Origin of the sequence: Mariniblastus fucicola, assembly GCF_008087665.1 — a bacterium.
Taxonomy (GTDB): Bacteria; Planctomycetota; Planctomycetia; order Pirellulales; family Pirellulaceae; genus Mariniblastus; species Mariniblastus fucicola.
Genome location: NZ_CP042912.1, coordinates 2,857,136 through 2,876,873 on the forward strand (window position 1 = coordinate 2,857,136; position 19,738 = coordinate 2,876,873).

Consider the following 19,738-nt stretch of genomic DNA (forward strand, 5'->3'; position numbering starts at 1 on the left):
GATCAAACGATGAATTGACGTTTCCGTTGCAGTGCAGCGGGATGTTTTTCTTTTCTCGTTTGGAAACAATCATGACTACGAAATCCGCAGGTCGCAGAGACCTGTTGGATCGCGTGATACGAGCCCATCGGCCTGCATCTGTATCTGCCTCGCACGCTTACACTCGACTGATTGAAAGTGTGCGCGCGAAGACAGGTTTGCTCAGCCCGCGCTCGTTCTGCTCGCGATCCCAAAAACAACGCCGTACCACCGAAGCCAACGTTCAGGCAATCTCTCGGATGTCGCGATTCCCCGAGCGGATAATACGTTCTGCGTGGACTTGGACGCCAAGCCGGAACGTCGTCTACTCGCTTTCGAAACACCTGTTCGGACGCTTCGAAGTGCCCGAGTTTACTCATCGAGCCTGGTTTGGCGACATCGAGGACGTCCGAGTGTTGCTGGATATGGCCAGAGGCATCAGCCCGCGCAAAGCCATTGCGGAGAGCGGATTAGGTTCGCGTCTGACGAAAAAAGCGGCGCATCGGTTCGCCAATGCGCCAGACCGTTTCAGTATTCCCGAGACGATTCGATGGGCGCAGGCAATTGCGTTTGGAGCCAGCGACAAGTTGGCTTCGCGAATCGTCATCGCCTGTCGTGGCTATCGCTATGAAGAAACGTTCTGGCAGGAACTGCTTCGGTTCTTGATCTATGCCAGCAATGTTCAGCCGGGAGGTCGGGAGCGAAGCGTCGTCGCGCCGGACGACATCGAGCTTGCTGAAATTGCAAGGTTCGTGTGGCAGCAAAAATACGAAGACGTTTCCCGCGTGCTTGGCTATCGCGTGCACCATGATACTCCGTTGCAGCCAGAACTGTCGCTCAAAGGCAGAACGCTTCGGGCGTTTCGTCGCCACATGCAGAATTGGCGTAACGAAATTGAGATTCCCATGCACACGCCGATCAAGTTCGCGGTTCGAAACCGGGTTTGGGCTCCGTCGGGATTTGACAGGCTGTCCATCGATTGCGGAGAATCGCATTGGAAAATGGTTGAGATTCTTGAGTCCCTTCAACTGCGAATCGAAGGTGGGCTGATGCAGCACTGTGTCGCGTCGTACGAATCCTCTTGCCGTTCAGGCCGTTGCTCAATCTGGTCATTGAGAAAGTGTGTTGGTACCTGCGAACGCCCCGTTGTCACCGTGGAAGTATGGCCGGACAGTCGTCAGATTGTGCAGATGAAAGCCAGGCGAAATGCCGAACCAACAGACCACTCGCTGTCACTGATTCGTCGTTGGGCGGATGCGAATCAGTTGGCGATGTAGTTTGAACCCGCCTGAGTTATCTCCTTTACGTTTTGGCGTTACCGGTAGTAAAATTGCAGTACGTCAAACCTTTGAGTTGACGAACCACAATCATCGAGGCCAACTGTGAAAAAAATCTGCTTTCTAATTGTCGCTATCAACTTTCTGATCGTTGCTCCATTGGTTTTGAACGGTCAGGAAGCCAGCGTTCGCCCCGGGATCAACGACTCGTTCAATAAGCTTTCCGCTGAAGAACTGTCCACGTTCGTTGAGCGGTTCGAGAGCGAGGGTCGCGAGATCTACGACCTTCGTCAGGAAATCGTGAACGCCTGTCGTCTGCGGCCGGCGATGGTCGTTGCCGATATCGGAGCAGGAACCGGATTGTTCTCTCGGATGATGGCTCCGAACGTGGCAGAGCTGTTTGCTGTCGATATCAATCAAAAGTTTCTCGATCACGTTAAGGCAACTTGCAAAGATGATGGGTGCGAAAACGTCAAAGCTGTACTTTGTGACCAGACGTCCTGCGGGTTAGACGAAAATTCTGTTGACCTTGTTTTTGTCTGTGACACGTATCATCATTTCGAGTTTCCCTACAAGACGATGCGATCAATTCAGAAAGCGCTCAAGCCGGACGGTATGTTGGTGCTGGTTGAGTTTGATCGTGTGGAGGGGGAAAGTTCCGATTGGATTTTGAACCACGTTCGTGCTGATCGCGACACGTTTTCAAAAGAGATTGAGTTGGCCGGATTCGAGGAAGTTGAATTGATTGATGACATTTTTAAGACGTCGTACCTGAAACGATACAAAGTTTCGGATCGCAAAACGGCCAAGGGCCACACGACGGACACGCTGGATGATGTCCGTAAAGGATTGAAAGACGGAACAGCCGTTCTGATTGATGTTCGCGAAGAACGAGAATGGGACGGCGTGCACTTGTCGGACGCGACTTTGGTTCCGCTGAGTAAACTTCGATCCGGCGAGGAAGAAAAAAGCAAGCTCGTAGCGACATTGCCCAAAGGGAAAATTGTCTACGCTCATTGCCTCAGCGGTGGCCGCGTTCTCGCCGCCGCGAAATCCCTGGAGGACGTTGAAATCGACTTTCGACCTTTGCCACAGGGAATTCAAGAGCTTGTAGACGAAGGCTTTGAAAAAGCCAAGTAACATCGAACCGCTAAACCACCAAAACCGCAGCGCGATCAGTTTCGCGCTGCGGGGCGATTCTGTGGATCTGTTTCTACAGTTCGGCGATCTTGCGAAAGTCTGCTTTTAGTGACTGGTACAAGTCCTGGAAAACGGGGAACGCCGCGTCGTAGCGTTTTCTTGCCGCCGCCGTAGACGACGTTTTCTCCACGACTTTGATCGTTGCTTTGCAAGCGGCTGTCACGTCTTTGTATTCGCCGCCGCCAACCGCAGCCAGCAACGCCACACCGAACGCTGGTCCCTGTTCCGCATTGATGCGGACGACATTCTGGCCCATCACGCCGGCTTGGATTTCCCGCCAGACTTCGCTCTTCGCACCGCCGCCGGAAGCAATGATCTGCTTCACCGGTACGTTCAATTCTTTGATGATTGCCAGGCTGTCGCGAAGCGCGTAAGCGACGCCTTCGAGAATCGAACGGGTCATGTGGCCACGGTCGTGGCTCAGCGTCAGCCCCACAAAACTTCCGCGGGCGTTCGGGTCTGCATGCGGTGTTCTTTCGCCTGCAAGGTATGGCAAAAAGAACAGGCCTTCGCTGCCGGCCGAGATCTTGCTCGCCTCGCCGATCAACGTTTCGAACGGATCTTTCTTGCCAGCCGCCAACTCTTTCGCGATCGCTTCAACAAACCAGTTCAGTGCGCCGGCTGCGGTCAGCGTCACGCCCATCATGTGCCACTTGTCCCGGACCGCGTGGCAGAACGTATGAAGCCGTCCCGTTGGATCGACTTTCATCTCGTCACTGTGAACGAACATCACGCCGCTGGTCCCCAAAGACATCGACAGCGTCCCGCCGTTGACGACTCCTGTCCCCAACGCGTTGGCCGCGCAGTCTCCGGCACCACCAACGACGACGCAATCGGTCGTCAAGCCAAGCATTTTGGCCGCGTCCGGCGTTAAGTTGCCAGTAACGTCTTCGGATTCAAAAACTTCGCCGAACAGATCGCGATCAAGATCAAGTTTACTGAGCAGCGTCGTCGACCATTTCCGTTTTGCGACGTCCAGCAACAGCATGCCGCTCGCATCGCTAACTTCGGTTGCGTAAGTTCCAGTCATGCGTCGGCGAACGTCATCTTTTGGCAGCAGGATTTTGCGAACGCGATCGAACTTTTTCGGCTCGTTGTTCCGCATCCATAAAATCTTGGGCGCCGTGAAGCCCGTCAGTGCCGGATTGGCGACCATTTTGATCAGTTTTTTCCTGCCACCGGCGAGCGATTCAATCTCATCGCACTCGGCAGCGGTTCGCTGATCGTTCCAAAGCAACGCCTTGCGGATGACTTTGTCATTCTTGTCCAAAAACACACTGCCGTGCATCTGCCCGGAGAGTCCAATGGCTTTCACCGCGGCTGGTTTGACTTTCGCTTTGCGAACGGCCGCTTTGACTGTTTTGCAGACTGCCGACCACCAATCTTCCGGGTCCTGCTCGCTCCACATCGGCTTCGGGTGATATAGCGGATAGCTCTCGGAAGCCTCCGACAAAATTTTTCCTCCGGGCTCGATCAGGATGGTTTTCGTGCTGGAAGTCCCGATGTCGACGCCAAGGTAGTAGCTCATGAGTTTTTGCCAAACAATCCAGAAAGTGGTCCGTAGAAAATGCAGGCCAAAAGTTTAACATAAGAGAAAACATCGAACGATTGGACGGAATGTGAAAACAACTTTTGGAATCAAGCCTGGCACCGCGATTTGGTTGCTGTTTGCGGCCGGCGCGGCCATTCTTGCGATCGCAGGCTGCGACGCGAATACTGAGAGCGGATTTGCGACATCCGAAGAGACTGACGACAAGGTTCTGTACACGCCCGAACCGCTGAAGCTGTTGGCTATCGGTGTTCCAGACTTCGACGCAGAGATCTCTCGCCAGTGGGCTGCCGAGCGTGATGGCGACCTGAAAATTGAGCACCTCAGTTTGGACGAATTCGATACCTCGGATGCTTCCCAGGCCGACGTGGACTTGATTTTGCACCCGTCGACGATCAATGCTGATCTGGTCTCCAGAGGCATGGTTCGCGTCTTTCCGCGCGACGGACTGGACGATCCGGAAATGAACCTTTCCGCTTTCCTGTTGCACTTTCGAAAAGCCCTCGTTCGGCATGACGACAAAACCTGGTCGGTGTCATTGGGCGGGCACCAGCTCCGGCTTTTTTACCGGCGCGATATTCTCGACGCCGCGCAGATTGCCGTTCCGGAAACGTGGGAAGACTTAACACTCGCGATCGACAAACTGAACGACGTCGAATCAGCCAGGGAATTGACGCCGATTGTGATTCCGACGGCAGGCGAATCTGCTGGCCAGATGTTTATGGCACGAGTCGCCTGTCTGATTCGCGATCAGGGAAAATTGACCTCGTTCTTTGACCGTCGAACGATGGAGCCAACGGTTGCGTCCGCGCCTTTCGAAACCGCGCTCGAAGAGGTCAAGCGGTTGGCCGAGAAAACTGGCGGGACGTTTTCAGTAAGCGAAGTGTTCCAAAAGTTTGCTGCCGGGCAGGCCGTGTTTGCGATTGCGTGGCCGTCGCTGGACGAATCAATCGACGCGGATTCGATTGAAAAGGAGTCTGCGAAATGGGGCGTCGTACGTTTGCCGGGCTCACCATCGTTTTACGATCTCAAGGAGTCTCGCTGGTATAAACGCAGCAAAGACGAAGACGTCAAAGTGGACTTGCTGGGGATCGCTGCCAACAACATTTCGGTTGCTTCCGGAACGTCCAACGCCAAGGACGCGGCCGAGTTTGTGGTTTGGCTTACGAGCAAACGCAACAGCCAAAAGTTGCTTCAATCGACATCGGCTCCGTTTCGCGCGATCCATTTGGCGCGTGTCGGACAGTGGTATTCGATGGAGCAGGCGGATCGAAAGCTTCTGGATCAGCTGGCTGATTCGATTACCGAAACGCATGATTCCAGAATATTTCTGATGTTCCCGCAGCTACCGGGAAAGCGACAGTATCTGAAGATTCTGGACGACGCGGTCGCCGAATTCCTCGCGGATCAAGCCGGAGACGCCAAGGCGACACTCGGGCGCGTCGCCAAAGAATGGGAAAGTGTGACAGAATCGCACGGTCGGCAGTCGCAGATCAACGAGCTCCGTCGTGGGAACGGCATTTAGTCGCACCAATTCGTCCGGGCATGAGTCTGGTGAGTGAATTGCAGTTTGTTAACGTCGGTTAAGCGGCTAAACTGCGAGTCTCCAAAATGAGACTAGGAAAAACCGCCTCCGGAATCAGCATGGCTACCGAGACCCAAACTTCAGACAACAAGAAACAGCGCCCCAGCGATTCCGCCACAAAGTCGGCTGACGTCGATCGCGTCGCCAAGGACATTCACGTCGAAGATGAAAAGCTCGGGAAGTGGGAGCGAATTCCAAAACCCGAAGGCGTGAAGTCGGGCAGGATTCTTTGGGAGTACGTGCTTCCGGTCATCGCATTCCACTTGATGATTCCGTTAGCCTTCACCACCTACCTGTTCAGTTGGTGGGGAATTTTGTTTCTGCCAATCGGCAACTACATTTTCACGTCGATGGGCATCGGCGCCGGCTACCATCGGCTGCTCACGCACAAGGGATTCGATTGCCCGAAGTGGTTCGAGTACACGCTCGCGACGTTGGGCGTTTGCAGTTTTCAGGATTCACCAGCCCGTTGGGTTTTGGTCCATCGAGTTCACCACCAGCACAGCGATCACCAACCCGATCCACATACTCCGCACGTTAGCGGTTTCTGGTCACACATGGGCTGGTTGTTCGTCGACAACACTGACCTTTCAAAGATCTCTGCTTACGATCGATACTGCAAAGATTTGATGCGTGACAAATACTATATGTGGCTGCAAAAAGGCCAGATGTGGATCGCTGTTTACGCCGCGCACACGCTCCTGTTTGCTGTCGCCGGTGCGATCGTCGGATTGTTCACCGGTAACGTTTTGCAAATGACGGCACAGTTCTTTTTCTGGGGCGTGATCATGCGGACGATTTACACCTGGCATGTAACTTGGGCCATCAACAGCGCTGCTCACATGTGGGGCTATCGCAACTATGAGACTCGTGAAGACAGTCGCAACAACTGGCTGTTTGCGATCCTGACCAATGGAGAAGGTTGGCACAACAATCACCACGCCGATCCTCGAAGTGCTCGCCACGGACATCGTTGGTGGGAAGTCGACGTGACTTATCTGACGCTTGCTGGTTTGCAGAAGATTGGGCTGATCAGCAATCTTGCGACGCCTAACCATTCAGCGCTGGAAAGAAAATCGCTGGATTAGTGCGAGTTTGAGTGGCGTCGGTTGCTTCGTCACCTGGCTACCTTTTCACGTCGACGTATCAGTCTGATTTGCCCCGCGGCAGCACGCTGTGATTTTGGACTGCTGTGCTGTTGGACGGCTGTTCCTTGTCGGCAACCCGGACACCGTGATCGGATTGTCTTTTTGGCGCTGACACCAGGCCTAAATCTCTGTTGTTGCGATTCTCTGAAATTGCGACAATGCAGCCATGGGAAAAAGAATTGCACTCACCAATGGCCGGCGGCTGGTTGACGATGTCATCCGGATGGCGAACAGAACCCCTCTGGCGTCGATTGCGTGTGATTGGGAACTTCGCGAGGTCGCGCAGCTTCGCCGGATGGCCAAGCCGAGAATCAGCTGGAACGTTCTGGTTATGAAAGCGATGGCTGCCGTGGCCGAGCAGATGCCGATGCTGAAACAAGGCTACGTTTCATTTCCATGGGGACATCTCTACGAGCATCATCAGAGCGTCGGAATGATGACGATGTCTCGCCAATATAGAGGCGAAGAACGATTGCTTTTCGCACGGTTCAATGAGCCCAACAATCACACCTTGGTGGACTTGCAGGCTCAGTATGACTTCTATCGCAAAGCTCCAATCGAAGAGATTAAACAGTTTCGCCATCAGATCATGTTTGCAAAATGCCCGTCGCTCTTGCGCCGGTTCGCGTGGTGGGCTCTGTTCAATGTCTGGCCAGTGAAGCGAGCTTTTCACATGGGCACGTTCGGGATGAGCATCTCCGGGCATCGCGGCGCGTACGGCAGTAAGCACCTTGGTCCGAACACCGCGACGATCGGTGTCGATCCGATGCCCAAAAATGGAATCAGTCGGGCTCTGTTTACCTTCGATCATCGAGTTATCGACGGAGCGCCGGCGTCGGAAATCGTGTTGCGGACTCGAAACATTTTGAATACTGCGATTCGGCAAGAGCTGGCGAAAATGGCTGGTGTTCACCCGGCGACCCTGCAGCCACTCAAAAGAAACGCCGCCTAGCGAGTGATTCAGGCTCGTTCCGCAGTTCGAAGCCTGGGAATCTCTGCCCCGTGATGACATCGGTTTAGAAAATTGTTTGGAGAATGGCTGTCTCCAAATCGCCGTTGCGACGTGTAGTTGAATGAGCCCATGTTTCATTCAGACGAGACTTACGATGCGAAATTTTCTTACTGCCAGTGTAGCCGTCCTGTTTCTGTTCGCTGTCACCTTGTCGGTTAGCCAGCTACATAGTCAGTCACTTCAGGAAGAATCAAAGTCTCAAGGCCGCGACAATGTCGATGCGAAGCCACGTGGCGGAAACTGGCTTCGACGGCAAAAGCTTGAGCCGACTGGAGTTGAAGTTCAGCTCGAACACCAGGGACGCGATCGGAAGTATCGGATTCATGTACCCGATTCCGTAGATGCGGCGACGCCTGTTCCGCTGGTGATTTGTCTGCATGGCGGCGGCGGAAATTCCGATCAGGGATCCGTCATGGGAGTCACGCCATTGGCGGATGAGCACAACTTTATCGTGGTCTATCCAAACGCGATCGACAAGCATTGGAACTGTGGGCGCGACTCCGAACTGTTTCGCGAACACAATCGAACGATCGACGACGTTGACTTCCTCATGTCCATCGTTGCCAAAGTACGTAAACAGTATCGTGTTGACGAAAAGCGGATATTCGCCGTTGGCGTTTCCAATGGCGGCTTTATGACTCAGCGGCTTGCGATGGAACATCCCGAAACGTTTTCTGCCGTCGGCATCGTGATCGCAACCATGGCAGAGTCGCTTGAGAAAGACTTCAAACCGACGCTTCCAGTATCTGTTGTCTATATGAACGGCACGTCGGATCCACTTGTGCCGTACGACGGCGGAGCACTGACGGTCGACCTGTTTCCAAAACTTCGAAAAGCCATGAATCGAAAATTGGAGGACCGCGGAAGCTGCGTTTCGACCGACGCGGCAGTTGAGCACTGGGTGAAGCGGAACGGTATCAAAGCAAAGCCAGCGGTTTCGACTTTCGAAGATGTCAACGAGGAAGACGGCAGCACGGTCGAATTCAGTCTGTGGACCGGTGGACAGCAGGGAACTGCGGTTGGGCTCTACAAAGTCATCGGCGGAGGGCACGGCATTCCAGGCCGTCCCCAGCGAATGGAAAGAGTGGTCGGCACGTATAATCAGGACGTCGATGGCTGGGCAGAAATCTGGAAGTTTCTCAACGATCACCATCGTGGCCACGAACAGAAATCGATAAACAAACAGTCCGATCTGAAACGCGGCGCGAAAGCCGTTTCGAGGTAGTGCCAACGAGAATAAATGCGTGTTACATTCGCGTGCATGATCAACGACTCGCCCATTCTGCTGACCGAATCTACTGCCGCCGAACGAACGAAGTTTCGTCGAGCACTTTTGAAATGGTTTGACTCCCACCAACGCGACCTTCCCTGGCGGAAGGATCGAACGCCGTATCGGATTTGGGTTAGCGAAATCATGTTGCAGCAGACTCAAGTCGCCACGGTGATTGACTATTTTAAACGGTTCATGAAGCGATTTCCGACTGTGAGCAAGCTTGCTGCAGCGGATCAGAGCGAAGTTCTCAAGCTTTGGGAAGGCCTCGGTTATTATCGTCGGGCCCGTCAACTTCACACCGCCGCATCGGTTGTCGTTGAGCGGCATCGCGGCAATTTCCCGGAGACGTTTGACGAAGTACTCGCGCTGCCAGGTATTGGACGCTATACCGCGGGAGCCATCCTTTCGATCTCGCTGGACCAGCAGTTGCCGATTCTCGAAGGGAACACGATTCGACTTTTCGCCAGACTGATGCAAATGGAAAGCGATCCGCGTTCGTCGGCCAATCAAAAGCTACTGTGGCAATTTTCGGAATCGTTGTTGCCGAAAAAACGTGCCGGCGACTTCAATCAATCGCTCATGGAAATCGGAAGTGAAATCTGCACGCCTCGATGCCCGAAATGTTCCGAATGTCCCATCATTAAATTCTGTCCCACTTTCCGCGGCGGCTTGCAGAATCAGATTCCTGCACCGTCTGTAAAGATGAAGTACGAGAGCATTCGCGAGGCCGTCGTGCTGGTCTCGAAAGTCACTCGGGGCCAGACCAAATTTCTTGTTCGACTTTGTGGTGAAGGTGAACGGTGGACTGGGTTGTGGGATTTTCCCCGATTTGAGTTAGGCAACAGGCGGGCTGAAGTTTGGTTGCCGGAACAAATAAAGTCGCTTACCGGGCTAGATGTTTCCGTCGGTTCGTCCAGCCTGCAAATGAAACACGCGGTGACCAGGTTTCGAATTACGCTCGATGTGTTCTCGTCCGAGCAAGTTACCGGTCGGCTCAAATCTGGAGCAGCCAGCGAATTGCGATGGGCGACCAACAAAGAGCTTCTTGAGATGCCAATGAGCACGACTGGTCGGAAGATTGCAGATCGCTGCTGCATCTAATCCGGTTCGCGCAATACGCAGCGCGATTCCGCCAAGTTGGACGTCCCAAGTCGCTTCTTGATCGTTCCGATTTCAATCGCAGCGTCTGACACATAGATCATGTGTTTCTGGCCAGGCATCCTGCCTCATTTTCGGGCGACCCGTGACAGGGGGCTTCTTTACCGGTGAATATCGTCAGTGGGGTCTCGAATCACCTTGCGGTGTAGAACCGTCGAGTTTGGTGATTTTACTGGCGTTTTCGTTGCCTAACGAATTGGCAATCAGGCGGGTTTTCAGAAGGTGCGCGTCGGCAGCTTTTAGCTTTTTCTTTAGCGAGAAACCTTGGAAAAATTGAGATTTCGCACCGTTACTGGAAAAAATGCTGTCAGTTTTTCGAATTGGTACAGCGGATGCTTAAGGAGCCTATCAACCACCATTTTACGATATTGGAGAACCACTAATGACCTCATGTTCATGGAAGAGCAACCCGCTCTTTTTTACATTGACGCTACTGCTGCTTTGTACTGTTTCCTTTTTCGCGTCATCAAATTCTCTTAACGCCGCAGCGACTCCATTCGCGCCCGTTCAAGAAGAAGCCACCGAAGCTTCTGCCGCTGAGACGACTCCCGCTGCTGGCGCAGTTGAGCCGCTTGAGGTTACGGACGGTTTTACTGTCAACAATCTCTGGATCATGATTGCCGGGATGTTGGTTTTCATCATGCACCTTGGATTCGCAACACTCGAGAGTGGTCTGACGCGTTCGAAAAATACCGTCAACATTCTGTTCAAAAATACCGCGATTGTTTGCCTTGGATTGATCTCCTACGCAGTGATGGGCTTTTTGATGATGTATCCGGCATCGTTTCTCGAGTATTCCGGATGGTCGGAAGCAGAACAAGCGAATTACCTTGAGACGACTGAGGATGGGTTCCTGAAGAAGAACGGCTACTTCGCATTTGACGGATTCGGCATGGTCATGAATGGACCAACGCAAGCCGCTGTCGGTGACGAAGCAACGGCCGAAGAGATTGCTGGCTTCAACGCTGCAAGTACCGAAGAAGGTTACGGCAATCCTTATACATTGTTTACAGACTTTTTCTTCCAGGCGATGTTCGCGGCGACATGCTGCACAATCGTTTCGGGAGCAGTTGCCGGGCGAATCAAGCTTGGAACATTCTTGATCTTCTGCCTGTTCTTTGTTTCGCTCAGCTATCCGATTACAGGTTCATGGAAGTGGGGGTACGGTTGGCTTGACCGAGCTGGCTTTTACGATTTTGCAGGTTCCACATTAGTACACTCGGTCGGAGGATGGGGAGCGTTGGTCATGGCCTTCTTGCTGGGTCCTCGAGCAGGTAAGTACGTCAATGGCAAAGCGATGGCAATCGCGCCTTCAAACATGCCAATGGCAACGATCGGCGTCTTCCTCCTCTGGTTCGGTTGGTTCGGCTTCAATGGCGGATCAGTACTTTCAGCCGATCCCGGACTGGTTTCCCTCACACTCTGCACCACTTCCATGGCAGCAGCGGCAGGCGGTTTGGCTGCAGCACTTGTTTCGACTGTGCACGGCAAGAAGCCTGACCTCTCAATGACACTCAACGGCATCCTCGCCGGTCTGGTCGGCATCACTGCCGGTGCGGATCAGATGAGCCTGCTTGAAGCAATCATCATCGGACTGATCGCTGGCGTACTGGTCTACGTCGCTGTGATCTTCATCGACGGTGTTTTGAAAATTGATGATCCAGTTGGAGCGATCAGCGTCCACCTTGTTTGTGGAATCTGGGGTACGCTCGCTGTCGGAATCTTCGGTGCAATGGCCGGAACCGAGCAGCTATTGATTCAGGTTAAAGGAATTGTCGCTATCGGACTGTTCACACTTTTGTTCTGCCTGGTTCTCGGATTGATCCTGAAGTTTACTTTGGGACTGCGAGTCAGCGAAGCGGAAGAACAGGAAGGTCTCGACCTTGGAGAGCATGGAATTCATGCTTACAGCCTATAAAGCAAAAGGATGAAGTGCTTGGCCACGGGTACTTCTTTAGGAAACACGGTTGGTTAACGCCAACTGTACAAAGTGGTCAATGGTGGTTGGAGAGTACGTGTTGTCACTTGTGGCACGCGTGCTCTCCGCTTTCATTGTTAGAAGGAAACTTGCGAATGCTGACGTCAAACAGGCGCTAGAACACACCGCCGTTTGATCTTCCTCCGCCCTTAGATTTTTCGCCGTCTTTCGAGTCTTTCCCAGCGCCGAATCCGCCAATATCGATATTGCCCTCTTGCCACTTGTAATTCTCGATTCGCATTTCCTTGACGCCACTTGAATCGACGACAAGTAGTTGCGATCCTGCTGAGCGTTCAAAAAGATCATCCAGCGACGTTGATGCGGGGATAACGATGGCTTTCACTTTCGTATCAAAAACAATGGGTTCGCCCATGGTTTCCCGGAGAGATTTTCCGTCGGCGTTAGGTGTTTTTGCTTTAAAGGCGGGTACTAAGTCTCCGTCTCGCCAACTCGTGGTAACAGCCTCTTGGCTTTGAAGCAAACAGCACAACCTCGCATGATCTCTTGAATGTCCGAACGCGACTACTTCTTTCAGCCAATTCTCGTTGTATCTTAATCCCAGGGCGTGCTTGTTGAAGTCGAAGTCGCTGTTGTAGAACAGGACTTTAACGCCGTTGATTTCGTCGTATTCGATCTTCCCATCTTCACCTTCGAATTCGATCAGTTCGCGATCTTCAAACTCGCGGATTCTTTCATATGCCTTTGCAAGGTTTTTAGCAAACGCATCGTCAGCAACTGGCATCGAAGCCTTATGGTATCCGGCACCGCCGCAAAAAGCTCCGCCGTAGCCTCCAAGCTTGGAGTACTTGAAATTAATATTGCCTTTCGCCTTTTGAATTCTTTCCACATCAGCCTTTGTCAGTTCAGTTGGGAAGAAGGCGTCTCCCGGTAAAAAGTGATTGTTGTTTGCCCATGATGTTTGAAGGAGGGAAAGTGCGATGACGAAGGGTGTCAGGACTGAAAAATTGTTACGCATTCTTGTTTCCAAAAACTGTACGATGAAATAACGTCATCAATGTACACAAATTGGTGGCGCCAGAATGGCCGATGTGTTGGCAGGATGTAGCCAGATTGGCACCCATTCGGGAGCTGCTCGGTTGCAATACTAAGCGAATTCTGACGCTTTATTGAAAACGTAGCGAGTTAATGCCTGCGGCACCAGATGCTGGTCGGTCAGCTGTCCAAACTCTTGCGGGTCCGGCTTCGGGAACGTCGGCTGGCGAGAACCGCGGTGCGTATCAGGCAGCTTTCAGCTTGCGACCAAACTGAGTCGCGTTCTCGTATAGCTGGATATATTGTGCGGCCTGAATTTCAGAATCATGGTTCAGCTCCATCATCTTCCGAGCCTCGATTCCCATTTGCTGACGCTGCAGTGGGTTATTGATGATCCATGAGATCTGCTTGGCGAGGTCTTGTGAATCGCCAGCTTTCGCGAGCAGTCCCGTTTTACCGTTTTGAACCATCTCCGGAATCCCGCAGGTATCAAAGCCAACGACAGGGGTTCCGCAAGCCATGGCCTCTAGTCCAACTTGAGGCTGATTATCCTCGGTGGAAGGCACAACCACGACATCTGCGGCGGAATAGATCAGACGTTGCCGGTCAATCGAGTCGACGTAGCCAAGCTCGTGGAACTTTTTGACTCGACCCGTGCTTTGCACCTCACCCGAACCGAAAACGATCCCTTCGACTTCCTGGTCCGTGGACACATGATCCAGCGCAGAAACCAGCGAACCGACTCCTTTTCGTTTGCTCCGAACATCATCTGCACCGAAGCCGATCAGAAATGCGTCTGAGCGAATGCCGAGCTGTTTTCGAGCGTGTATTCGGTCGACCGGATAGAACTTTTTCAGGTTGAAACCGAGTCGGATATGGTGGAACGATGCGGTCCTCGGCCAGACGGGACTTTGCTTTGCCAAATCCAGCATCCAGCGGCTCGGTGCAACGACATGCACGTTACGGCCGCTTAGAGCGCGGCGTTTTGTCTGAAACGAATCAACCGAAACGTCGCGACTGTGGGCGTTGGTGACTTGTGGGCAGGATCCGCATCCCTTTTGGTACTTTTCGCAGCCGCCAGCGTAGTGGCAGCCGCCAGTAAATGCGTTCTGATCGTGTAGCGTCCAAACGAGTGGCACGTGGTCGGGGATCGATCGAAAGAAGCTGGGGTAGTCGGCGAAGAATGAAATCCAATGAAGGTGGACGATGTCCGAGTTGATTTGAAACCAGTTCAGCGTTGATTCGTCTGGCAGTCTCGCCATCGAAAAAGTCTCTTCTCCGGCGGGGCGAGTCGCGATGTGTTCGTTGTGCAATCGCCAGATTTCTCTCAGCCGCTTCTTTTCGCGACGTCGCGCGAACATCGACAGTCCGTTGGTTGAAGGCTCGGCTGCGATTTGAGTCTGCTCAATCGCCTCGGACTTGTTGCCGATCTGCACAACATCATCGCGATCGCTGCGACTGTAATAGAACGTGCTGCGGACGCCTGATTTTCTCAATCGCCGGCTTAGTCGCCGCGCGGCCGTGGCGGCACCACCGTAAGGAAACGTGTTGAAGTGGCTGACCTTCATGCCCTGCTCCTGGATTCGATGGCGTTGTGGCTTAGGCCGCTTTGCGTGAGTGTGTCGTTTCCGCCAACTCTTCGACCGGATTGTCCTGCTCGTATCGTTGCTTTGCCAGGAACATGTTCTCCAGCATCGCCTCTCGGCCGCGGCGAACGAACCAGACCCGCAGCTTGCGTCGCGTCGTCTCGATCTGCTCCTGCAACGCGTTCCACTTGGCCTTTTGCAATTCGGCTCCGTCGAGAGGGCGAATGCAGTCTTCGATAAACTCGTCCTTTTCCTGCATAAAACCATGCAGCAGAACTTTCGAAGCGTCCATCAGGTCCCGGCGGACCCGATCGGTGGTCGAGAAAGAAATTGCCCGGCACTCGCGAGCCAACCCTCGGGCTTTCGCGAACTGGTAAACCGCCATGTCGAACACGCCTTCACGTGCATCGGTCGGCATCTGAGACGCAAAATTCATCGCGTAACAGGCTCCACCGTTGATGTGCGGTTCAAGGATTCGCTTTGGCCGTTTCAGAATCCGATACTTGTAAACTTCTGGAACGTAACAGCCCATCATCAAAGGACGCTGCGAGCCGCTGTACCACATTTGCGAAAGCCGATCGATCCAGTCGGATTGCGTCGGGCACATGTCCGACTCCAGCCACAAACTGAATCCGTCGTTGTTTTGATAAGCCTGCTCGACGTACTCCATACAGTCCCAAAACATTGCTGTCGGGCCTTCTGGGTATCCGAAGATCTGCGTGGGGCATTGAAAAGGAATCGCATTGCCAAGCGACTGGTAAGCTTCGACAAGCCGCTGTGAAGGTTTCCGTTTCGGGCTGGCGGCGAGCAGGAAGTCCGTTTCGACTTTCGGTTTTGGCCACGACTTCAGAAGTGTCGCGATTCGCAGGTAGCGATCGACTTCTTCTTCGCAAAAGTGAGGCAGGATGACAACATGTTTGCGAGTCTGAGTCATGGCACCAATGTGTTAAAAATGCAGGCGCGAAATCCGTTTACAGCCATCAGAACCATCCGTGGTTCCACTCGACCAGCCTGCTGACGCAATTTATGAAAATGCGGATTCTCGCGTCAATCGCAATTTGTTCTCAAGAATCTGCTGTCAGTTCCATTCGTGAAACTCTGTCTTGACATCGGGACTCAACTGGAGGCCGCGCTCGCGATCACGACAACGGAATCTGATCGAGTTGAGGTTGCCCGAATCCGTTGGATGCCGATACGATGACGACTGTCAGGATGACACGATCGCTAACAGGAAATGCTGTGGCACGGCTCTACATCATCGATCAATCGCTTTGCAAACCGGGGGGCCACCACTTTGACTATGTCAACTGTGTCGCTCGGGCCGCGCACCTCGATAGCCACGAAACGATCGTCGCCACCAATCGTCGATTCGTGTCCCGACGACAAACGAAAAACGATGCCGAGCTGCCGCTGCACACGATCGCCAAAGTCGTACCAAGTTTTCGTAACTCGACGTATCAAAAAGTTAGTTGGCTGGCTGGGCTGAGGCATCTGAAGCGAGCGACCAGCATTGAGGATTTGTCCGTCGAAGAACATGCATCACGGCTGTTTTCGATGCAGCGATTCCTGCGGCGCCGTCGAACCAAATTATTTCGCAAGCAACGCCGCAAAGTTATCGCCCAATTCGCGTGCGATTGCAGTCGATTTTTTGGTGCAGCGGTTCCCGAAAAGTTTGAACGCGGCGATCAAATTTTCTTCACCACCGTTTCCGAGCTGGAGTTGATGGGGCTGGCCATTTACCTCGCAAGCAATCCGTCCTCGCGGCTTGCGACGTGGCACTTACAGTTTCATTTCAACCTGTTCGACGGCCGAACTCCCGAATTCGAATCCCAGTCCGCCGTACAACGAAAAGTCCGCGGTTGCTTTCTGGCTGCGTTGTCGCGAATTCCCGATCACAACCTGATGTTCTACTGCACATCGGAAGAACTGGTCGAACAGTACTCGCGTTTGAACGTGGCCGATTTTTGGCGACTGCCCTATCCCGTCAACCAGCGATTCTCTCCCGAAGGAAACCGGATAGAGACTAGAACCGTCGACGCGGCAAAGATTCCCGCGAAAGCCTTCGCAACCAGCTCCAATGCGGCGGGCCTGACACACGATCCGGAGAACGTAGATTCTTTCGAAACGTCGGAGCGTGCGACAACCAGTAGCGTGCTTCCGCGGATCACCAGCCATTCGGGAACGGCGCGGATGGTCGTGCCTGGCGAATTGCGCCGGGAGAAAGGCAGTGCCGTGCATCTGCAAGGCGTGATTGACGGTCTTTGGGATGAATACCTTTCGACCGGTCGGCTGCAAGTCGCGGTGCAGCGCCCGAATCGGAAAATGCTTGGCCGACAAAAGCTCGAACTGACCCTGCCCGAAGGCAGTCACGGCGTCACCGACGCTCCGGTCATCGACTACTTGCGGCACCCATTGTCAGAAGAGCAGTATTGCCGATTCATTCGCGGCGCGGATTTTGGGTTGTTGCTGCACGACAGCCGCGCCTACTACAGTCGGAGGGCTGGAGTGTTGGGCGAGTTGCTGAGTTGTGGAAAACCAGTGATCGTGCCGGCAGGATGTTGGCTCGCACATCAACTGCAGGAGCCGCAGTTTCGGCATGTCGACAGGATGATGCGTCAATTGCCCAGTGGACGAAAAGTGGAACTTCGTGAGATGAGTTTCGACAGTGACAACGCTCCATTGAGCGGAGGCATCGTCTCCTTCGACCGACAGCGACATCCATTCAGGGCAGATTGCGCCAAGAGCCCCGACGAAAACATCGTCATTGTCAGTTTCGACTGGCAACATCCTCAAAGCCGTGGCGTCGACGCGCGAATCCACTGCACTGAATCAACGGCGGATGGATCGCAACAGACTTCAACCCAGGTGGTCGGCCATCGTTTTTCGGCAGGCAAATGCCACGTGATGTTTCGAGTGGACTTCGGTGGCAACAAAATTGGGCTGGAGATCGAAAACGCGTTTGACGATTCGACTGCGAGTATTCGAAATCTGTCCATGGATCTGTTTCAGGCTGACAATCCTCGGCAGGTACCGCTCGGGGCGATCGGAATGATCTATGCCGATCGTGATTCGATTCAGGATTGCGTTGCAGAACTGGTTGAGCATCTTGATCATTACCAGTTTTCGGCTCAGGATTATTCACAGCGATGGTGGAATGCACATGATCCGAAACGCACGCTCGATTATCTTGTAGGTAGCGGTAACGCCAATCTGAGCGTCGCCTGAAGCTCGAATTTTGAATGCCATTCTGTCTGACAGAAAAGTAAAACTCGCCAACCGGCACGGAATCGCTGCCGAACATTGAAACTGATTGAAGCATTATGAACATACTGGTCGTCGGAGGAGCAGGATACATTGGATCGCACATGGTGCGGCTGTTGGATTCTGCAGGGCACAAAGTTTGGGTTTTGGACAACCTGTCGACCGGCTTTATGCAAGCCGTGACGGCCGGCGAGTTGATCGTTGGCGACATGAACGATTCCGAATTGGTGAAGAGCGTCCTTGGTGACAATCGCATCGACATCGTGATGCACTTTGCGGCTTGTGCTTTGGTCGGCGAGTCATGTGCCAATCCTGCGAAGTACTATCAGAACAACGTAGTCAATACCTTGTTGCTGCTGGAGTCGATGCGAGCCACGAACGTTCGCAAGATTGTGTTTTCGAGCACCTGTGCTACTTACGGCATTCCTGACAAAGTTCCCATCTCCGAAGCTACGCCCCAGCAACCGGTCAACCCGTACGGTTTTACCAAACTGGTCATCGAAAGAGCGCTGCGTGATTATTCGCAAGCACATAACTTTGGCTACGCCGCACTGCGATACTTCAATGCCGCTGGCGCATCTCCGCTCGGCGGAATTGGTGAAGACCACACACCTGAATCGCATTTGATTCCGATCGTGCTGCAGGTTGCGATGGGGCAACGTGAGCAGGTTACTGTTTTCGGAAACGATTGGCCGACGCTCGACGGAAGTTGCGTGCGAGACTACATCCACGTTGACGACCTCGCGGATGCTCATCTTCGCGCGATGGAAAGATTGAAACCTGGCACGGGCATCGAGTTGAATTTGGGAACCGGCACGGGATTCAGTGTGCGGCAGATTATCGAGACCTGTCGCGAGGTCACGAACGTGGACATAAAAAGCGTCGACGGCGATCGGCGTGCCGGAGATCCTCCAGAGCTGGTGGCCGACGCATCGAAAGCAGAATCCGAATTGGGATGGGTGCCGCAATACACTTCGCCGCGGTCAATCATCGAGACCGCGTGGGAATGGCATCGCAACAATCCCGCCGGCTATGGAGATACCGCACTGGCGGAAGGGCAGGTTGAGTAGCTTCGGAGCGCCCGTCTTATATAGCGAGCGTAATGCTTGCGGATTCAGGGCTGAGCTTTCTTCGCCAGCCGTCGTTTCTTTTTCCGTTTCGCCTGAATGGGCAGAAACCAAAGATAGATGCCGGAGATCCAAAGCCCTAGCAGGATCATCCCATTGGCAGAGAACACGTACAGCTTTACGAAATCAGAAAAGTAGGATCCGTCGTGTAGCGATTCGATAAAGTCGCTTCTTCTATAAGCAGACGACAGAATCTCGCCGGTTGCAGAATCGAGTTGGACTTCCCAACCGTTCTTGGCACGCACTTTTATGACGCCCTTCGCTGGACGAACGTCCAGTCGATCAACATCGGCCCATGAATTGATGCGAGCATCTTCGTCGCCCATCGCTGATTCGAGAACTTTTGGCCAGCCGATCGTCATTTGATTCGGACTGCCAGACAATGTTTTGGGCTGAATCCATGCGAACTCCTTCTTGAATTGCAGGATTAAGCCGGTGGCAATAACCAGCAGCAATGGGATCGCGATAAGGATTCCGCCCCACCTGTGAAGCCTTCTTGACCAACGATTCATCTGTTTTTTTTGAACGGACTTGACTTAGTGAACGTAACGGTGCGGACTCAAAACGAATGTC

General features: G+C 53.3%; 15 protein-coding genes. 10 read left to right on the forward strand and 5 right to left on the reverse strand.

Annotated features, from left to right (window positions below):
* The first annotated feature begins 71 nt into the window (after positions 1-71).
* Both MFFC18_RS10605 and MFFC18_RS10610 read left to right on the forward strand, forming a co-directional pair.
* Complete coding sequence (locus MFFC18_RS10605) at positions 72-1,295, forward strand: PcfJ domain-containing protein (protein ID WP_157664979.1); 1,224 nt, start codon at positions 72-74, stop codon at positions 1,293-1,295.
* A 105-nt stretch (positions 1,296-1,400) separates the two neighbouring features.
* Positions 1,401-2,435 (forward strand): methyltransferase domain-containing protein, encoded by a 1,035-nt coding sequence (locus MFFC18_RS10610; RefSeq protein ID WP_075081500.1) that lies wholly within the window; start codon positions 1,401-1,403, stop codon positions 2,433-2,435.
* Positions 2,436-2,508: 73 nt separating this feature from the next.
* Here MFFC18_RS10610 and xylB read toward each other — a convergent pair whose 3' ends face one another.
* Entirely contained in the window at positions 2,509-4,023 is a 1,515-nt protein-coding gene (gene xylB / locus MFFC18_RS10615) for a xylulokinase (RefSeq protein ID WP_075081499.1), read from the reverse strand.
* Positions 4,024-4,114: 91 nt separating this feature from the next.
* On the opposite strand from xylB, the gene MFFC18_RS10620 reads away from it, so the two are divergent.
* From MFFC18_RS10620 to MFFC18_RS10645, 6 genes are all read left to right on the forward strand, one after another.
* Positions 4,115-5,569 (forward strand): ABC transporter substrate-binding protein, encoded by a 1,455-nt coding sequence (locus MFFC18_RS10620; protein ID WP_075081498.1) that lies wholly within the window; start codon positions 4,115-4,117, stop codon positions 5,567-5,569.
* A gap of 119 nt (positions 5,570-5,688) precedes the next feature.
* The gene (locus MFFC18_RS10625; protein ID WP_075081611.1) at positions 5,689-6,717 is read left to right on the forward strand and encodes an acyl-CoA desaturase; all 1,029 of its coding nucleotides are present in this window, start codon (positions 5,689-5,691) and stop codon (positions 6,715-6,717) included.
* Positions 6,718-6,943: 226 nt separating this feature from the next.
* The gene (locus MFFC18_RS10630) at positions 6,944-7,729 is read left to right on the forward strand and encodes a hypothetical protein (protein ID WP_075081497.1); all 786 of its coding nucleotides are present in this window, start codon (positions 6,944-6,946) and stop codon (positions 7,727-7,729) included.
* 154 nt (positions 7,730-7,883) lie between these two features.
* Entirely contained in the window at positions 7,884-9,014 is a 1,131-nt protein-coding gene (locus MFFC18_RS10635) for an alpha/beta hydrolase family esterase (RefSeq protein WP_075081496.1), read from the forward strand.
* A 15-nt stretch (positions 9,015-9,029) separates the two neighbouring features.
* Complete coding sequence (gene mutY, locus MFFC18_RS10640) at positions 9,030-10,163, forward strand: A/G-specific adenine glycosylase (RefSeq protein WP_238381098.1); 1,134 nt, start codon at positions 9,030-9,032, stop codon at positions 10,161-10,163.
* Between the two features lie 439 nt (positions 10,164-10,602).
* Positions 10,603-12,138 (forward strand): ammonium transporter, encoded by a 1,536-nt coding sequence (locus tag MFFC18_RS10645; RefSeq protein WP_084416662.1) that lies wholly within the window; start codon positions 10,603-10,605, stop codon positions 12,136-12,138.
* 175 nt (positions 12,139-12,313) lie between these two features.
* Here MFFC18_RS10645 and MFFC18_RS10650 read toward each other — a convergent pair whose 3' ends face one another.
* The 3 genes from MFFC18_RS10650 to MFFC18_RS24935 all read right to left on the reverse strand — a co-directional run bounded on the left by MFFC18_RS10650 (position 12,314) and on the right by MFFC18_RS24935 (position 15,711).
* A complete protein-coding gene (locus tag MFFC18_RS10650; RefSeq protein WP_075081495.1) occupies positions 12,314-13,174 on the reverse strand; it encodes a hypothetical protein in 861 nt (286 codons plus the stop codon).
* 262 nt (positions 13,175-13,436) lie between these two features.
* Positions 13,437-14,759 (reverse strand): glycosyltransferase, encoded by a 1,323-nt coding sequence (locus MFFC18_RS10655; protein ID WP_075081494.1) that lies wholly within the window; start codon positions 14,757-14,759, stop codon positions 13,437-13,439.
* 31 nt (positions 14,760-14,790) lie between these two features.
* The gene (locus MFFC18_RS24935) at positions 14,791-15,711 is read right to left on the reverse strand and encodes a hypothetical protein (protein ID WP_075081493.1); all 921 of its coding nucleotides are present in this window, start codon (positions 15,709-15,711) and stop codon (positions 14,791-14,793) included.
* 305 nt (positions 15,712-16,016) lie between these two features.
* Between MFFC18_RS24935 and MFFC18_RS10660 the strand changes: the two genes are divergently transcribed.
* Together MFFC18_RS10660 and galE are read left to right on the forward strand one after the other, a co-directional pair.
* Positions 16,017-18,002, forward strand: a complete 1,986-nt coding sequence (locus MFFC18_RS10660) for a hypothetical protein (RefSeq protein WP_148618802.1) — start codon at positions 16,017-16,019, stop codon at positions 18,000-18,002.
* A gap of 95 nt (positions 18,003-18,097) precedes the next feature.
* Positions 18,098-19,108 carry a UDP-glucose 4-epimerase GalE gene (gene galE, locus MFFC18_RS10665; protein ID WP_075081491.1) on the forward strand — a complete coding sequence of 337 codons (1,011 nt, stop codon included), beginning with the start codon at positions 18,098-18,100 and terminating at the stop codon, positions 19,106-19,108.
* Positions 19,109-19,152: 44 nt separating this feature from the next.
* Here the strand turns inward: galE and MFFC18_RS10670 are convergent, their stop codons facing one another.
* Positions 19,153-19,677, reverse strand: a complete 525-nt coding sequence (locus tag MFFC18_RS10670; protein ID WP_075081490.1) for a PepSY-associated TM helix domain-containing protein — start codon at positions 19,675-19,677, stop codon at positions 19,153-19,155.
* Positions 19,678-19,738: the final 61 nt, after the last annotated feature.

Excerpts from the sequence above, each read along its gene's own strand:
- MFFC18_RS10645 (WP_084416662.1), top strand. The coding sequence starts at position 10,603 with ATGACCTCATGTTCATGGAAGAGCAACCCGCTCTTTTTTACATTGACG.
- MFFC18_RS10635 (WP_075081496.1), top strand. The coding sequence starts at position 7,884 with ATGCGAAATTTTCTTACTGCCAGTGTAGCCGTCCTGTTTCTGTTCGCT.
- galE (WP_075081491.1), top strand. The coding sequence starts at position 18,098 with ATGAACATACTGGTCGTCGGAGGAGCAGGATACATTGGATCGCACATG.
- MFFC18_RS10625 (WP_075081611.1), top strand. The coding sequence starts at position 5,689 with ATGGCTACCGAGACCCAAACTTCAGACAACAAGAAACAGCGCCCCAGC.
- MFFC18_RS10670 (WP_075081490.1), bottom strand. The coding sequence starts at position 19,677 with ATGAATCGTTGGTCAAGAAGGCTTCACAGGTGGGGCGGAATCCTTATC.
- xylB (WP_075081499.1), bottom strand. The coding sequence starts at position 4,023 with ATGAGCTACTACCTTGGCGTCGACATCGGGACTTCCAGCACGAAAACC.
- MFFC18_RS10630 (WP_075081497.1), top strand. The coding sequence starts at position 6,944 with ATGGGAAAAAGAATTGCACTCACCAATGGCCGGCGGCTGGTTGACGAT.
- MFFC18_RS24935 (WP_075081493.1), bottom strand. The coding sequence starts at position 15,711 with ATGACTCAGACTCGCAAACATGTTGTCATCCTGCCTCACTTTTGCGAA.
- MFFC18_RS10655 (WP_075081494.1), bottom strand. The coding sequence starts at position 14,759 with ATGAAGGTCAGCCACTTCAACACGTTTCCTTACGGTGGTGCCGCCACG.
- mutY (WP_238381098.1), top strand. The coding sequence starts at position 9,030 with ATGCGTGTTACATTCGCGTGCATGATCAACGACTCGCCCATTCTGCTG.
- MFFC18_RS10650 (WP_075081495.1), bottom strand. The coding sequence starts at position 13,174 with ATGCGTAACAATTTTTCAGTCCTGACACCCTTCGTCATCGCACTTTCC.
- MFFC18_RS10605 (WP_157664979.1), top strand. The coding sequence starts at position 72 with ATGACTACGAAATCCGCAGGTCGCAGAGACCTGTTGGATCGCGTGATA.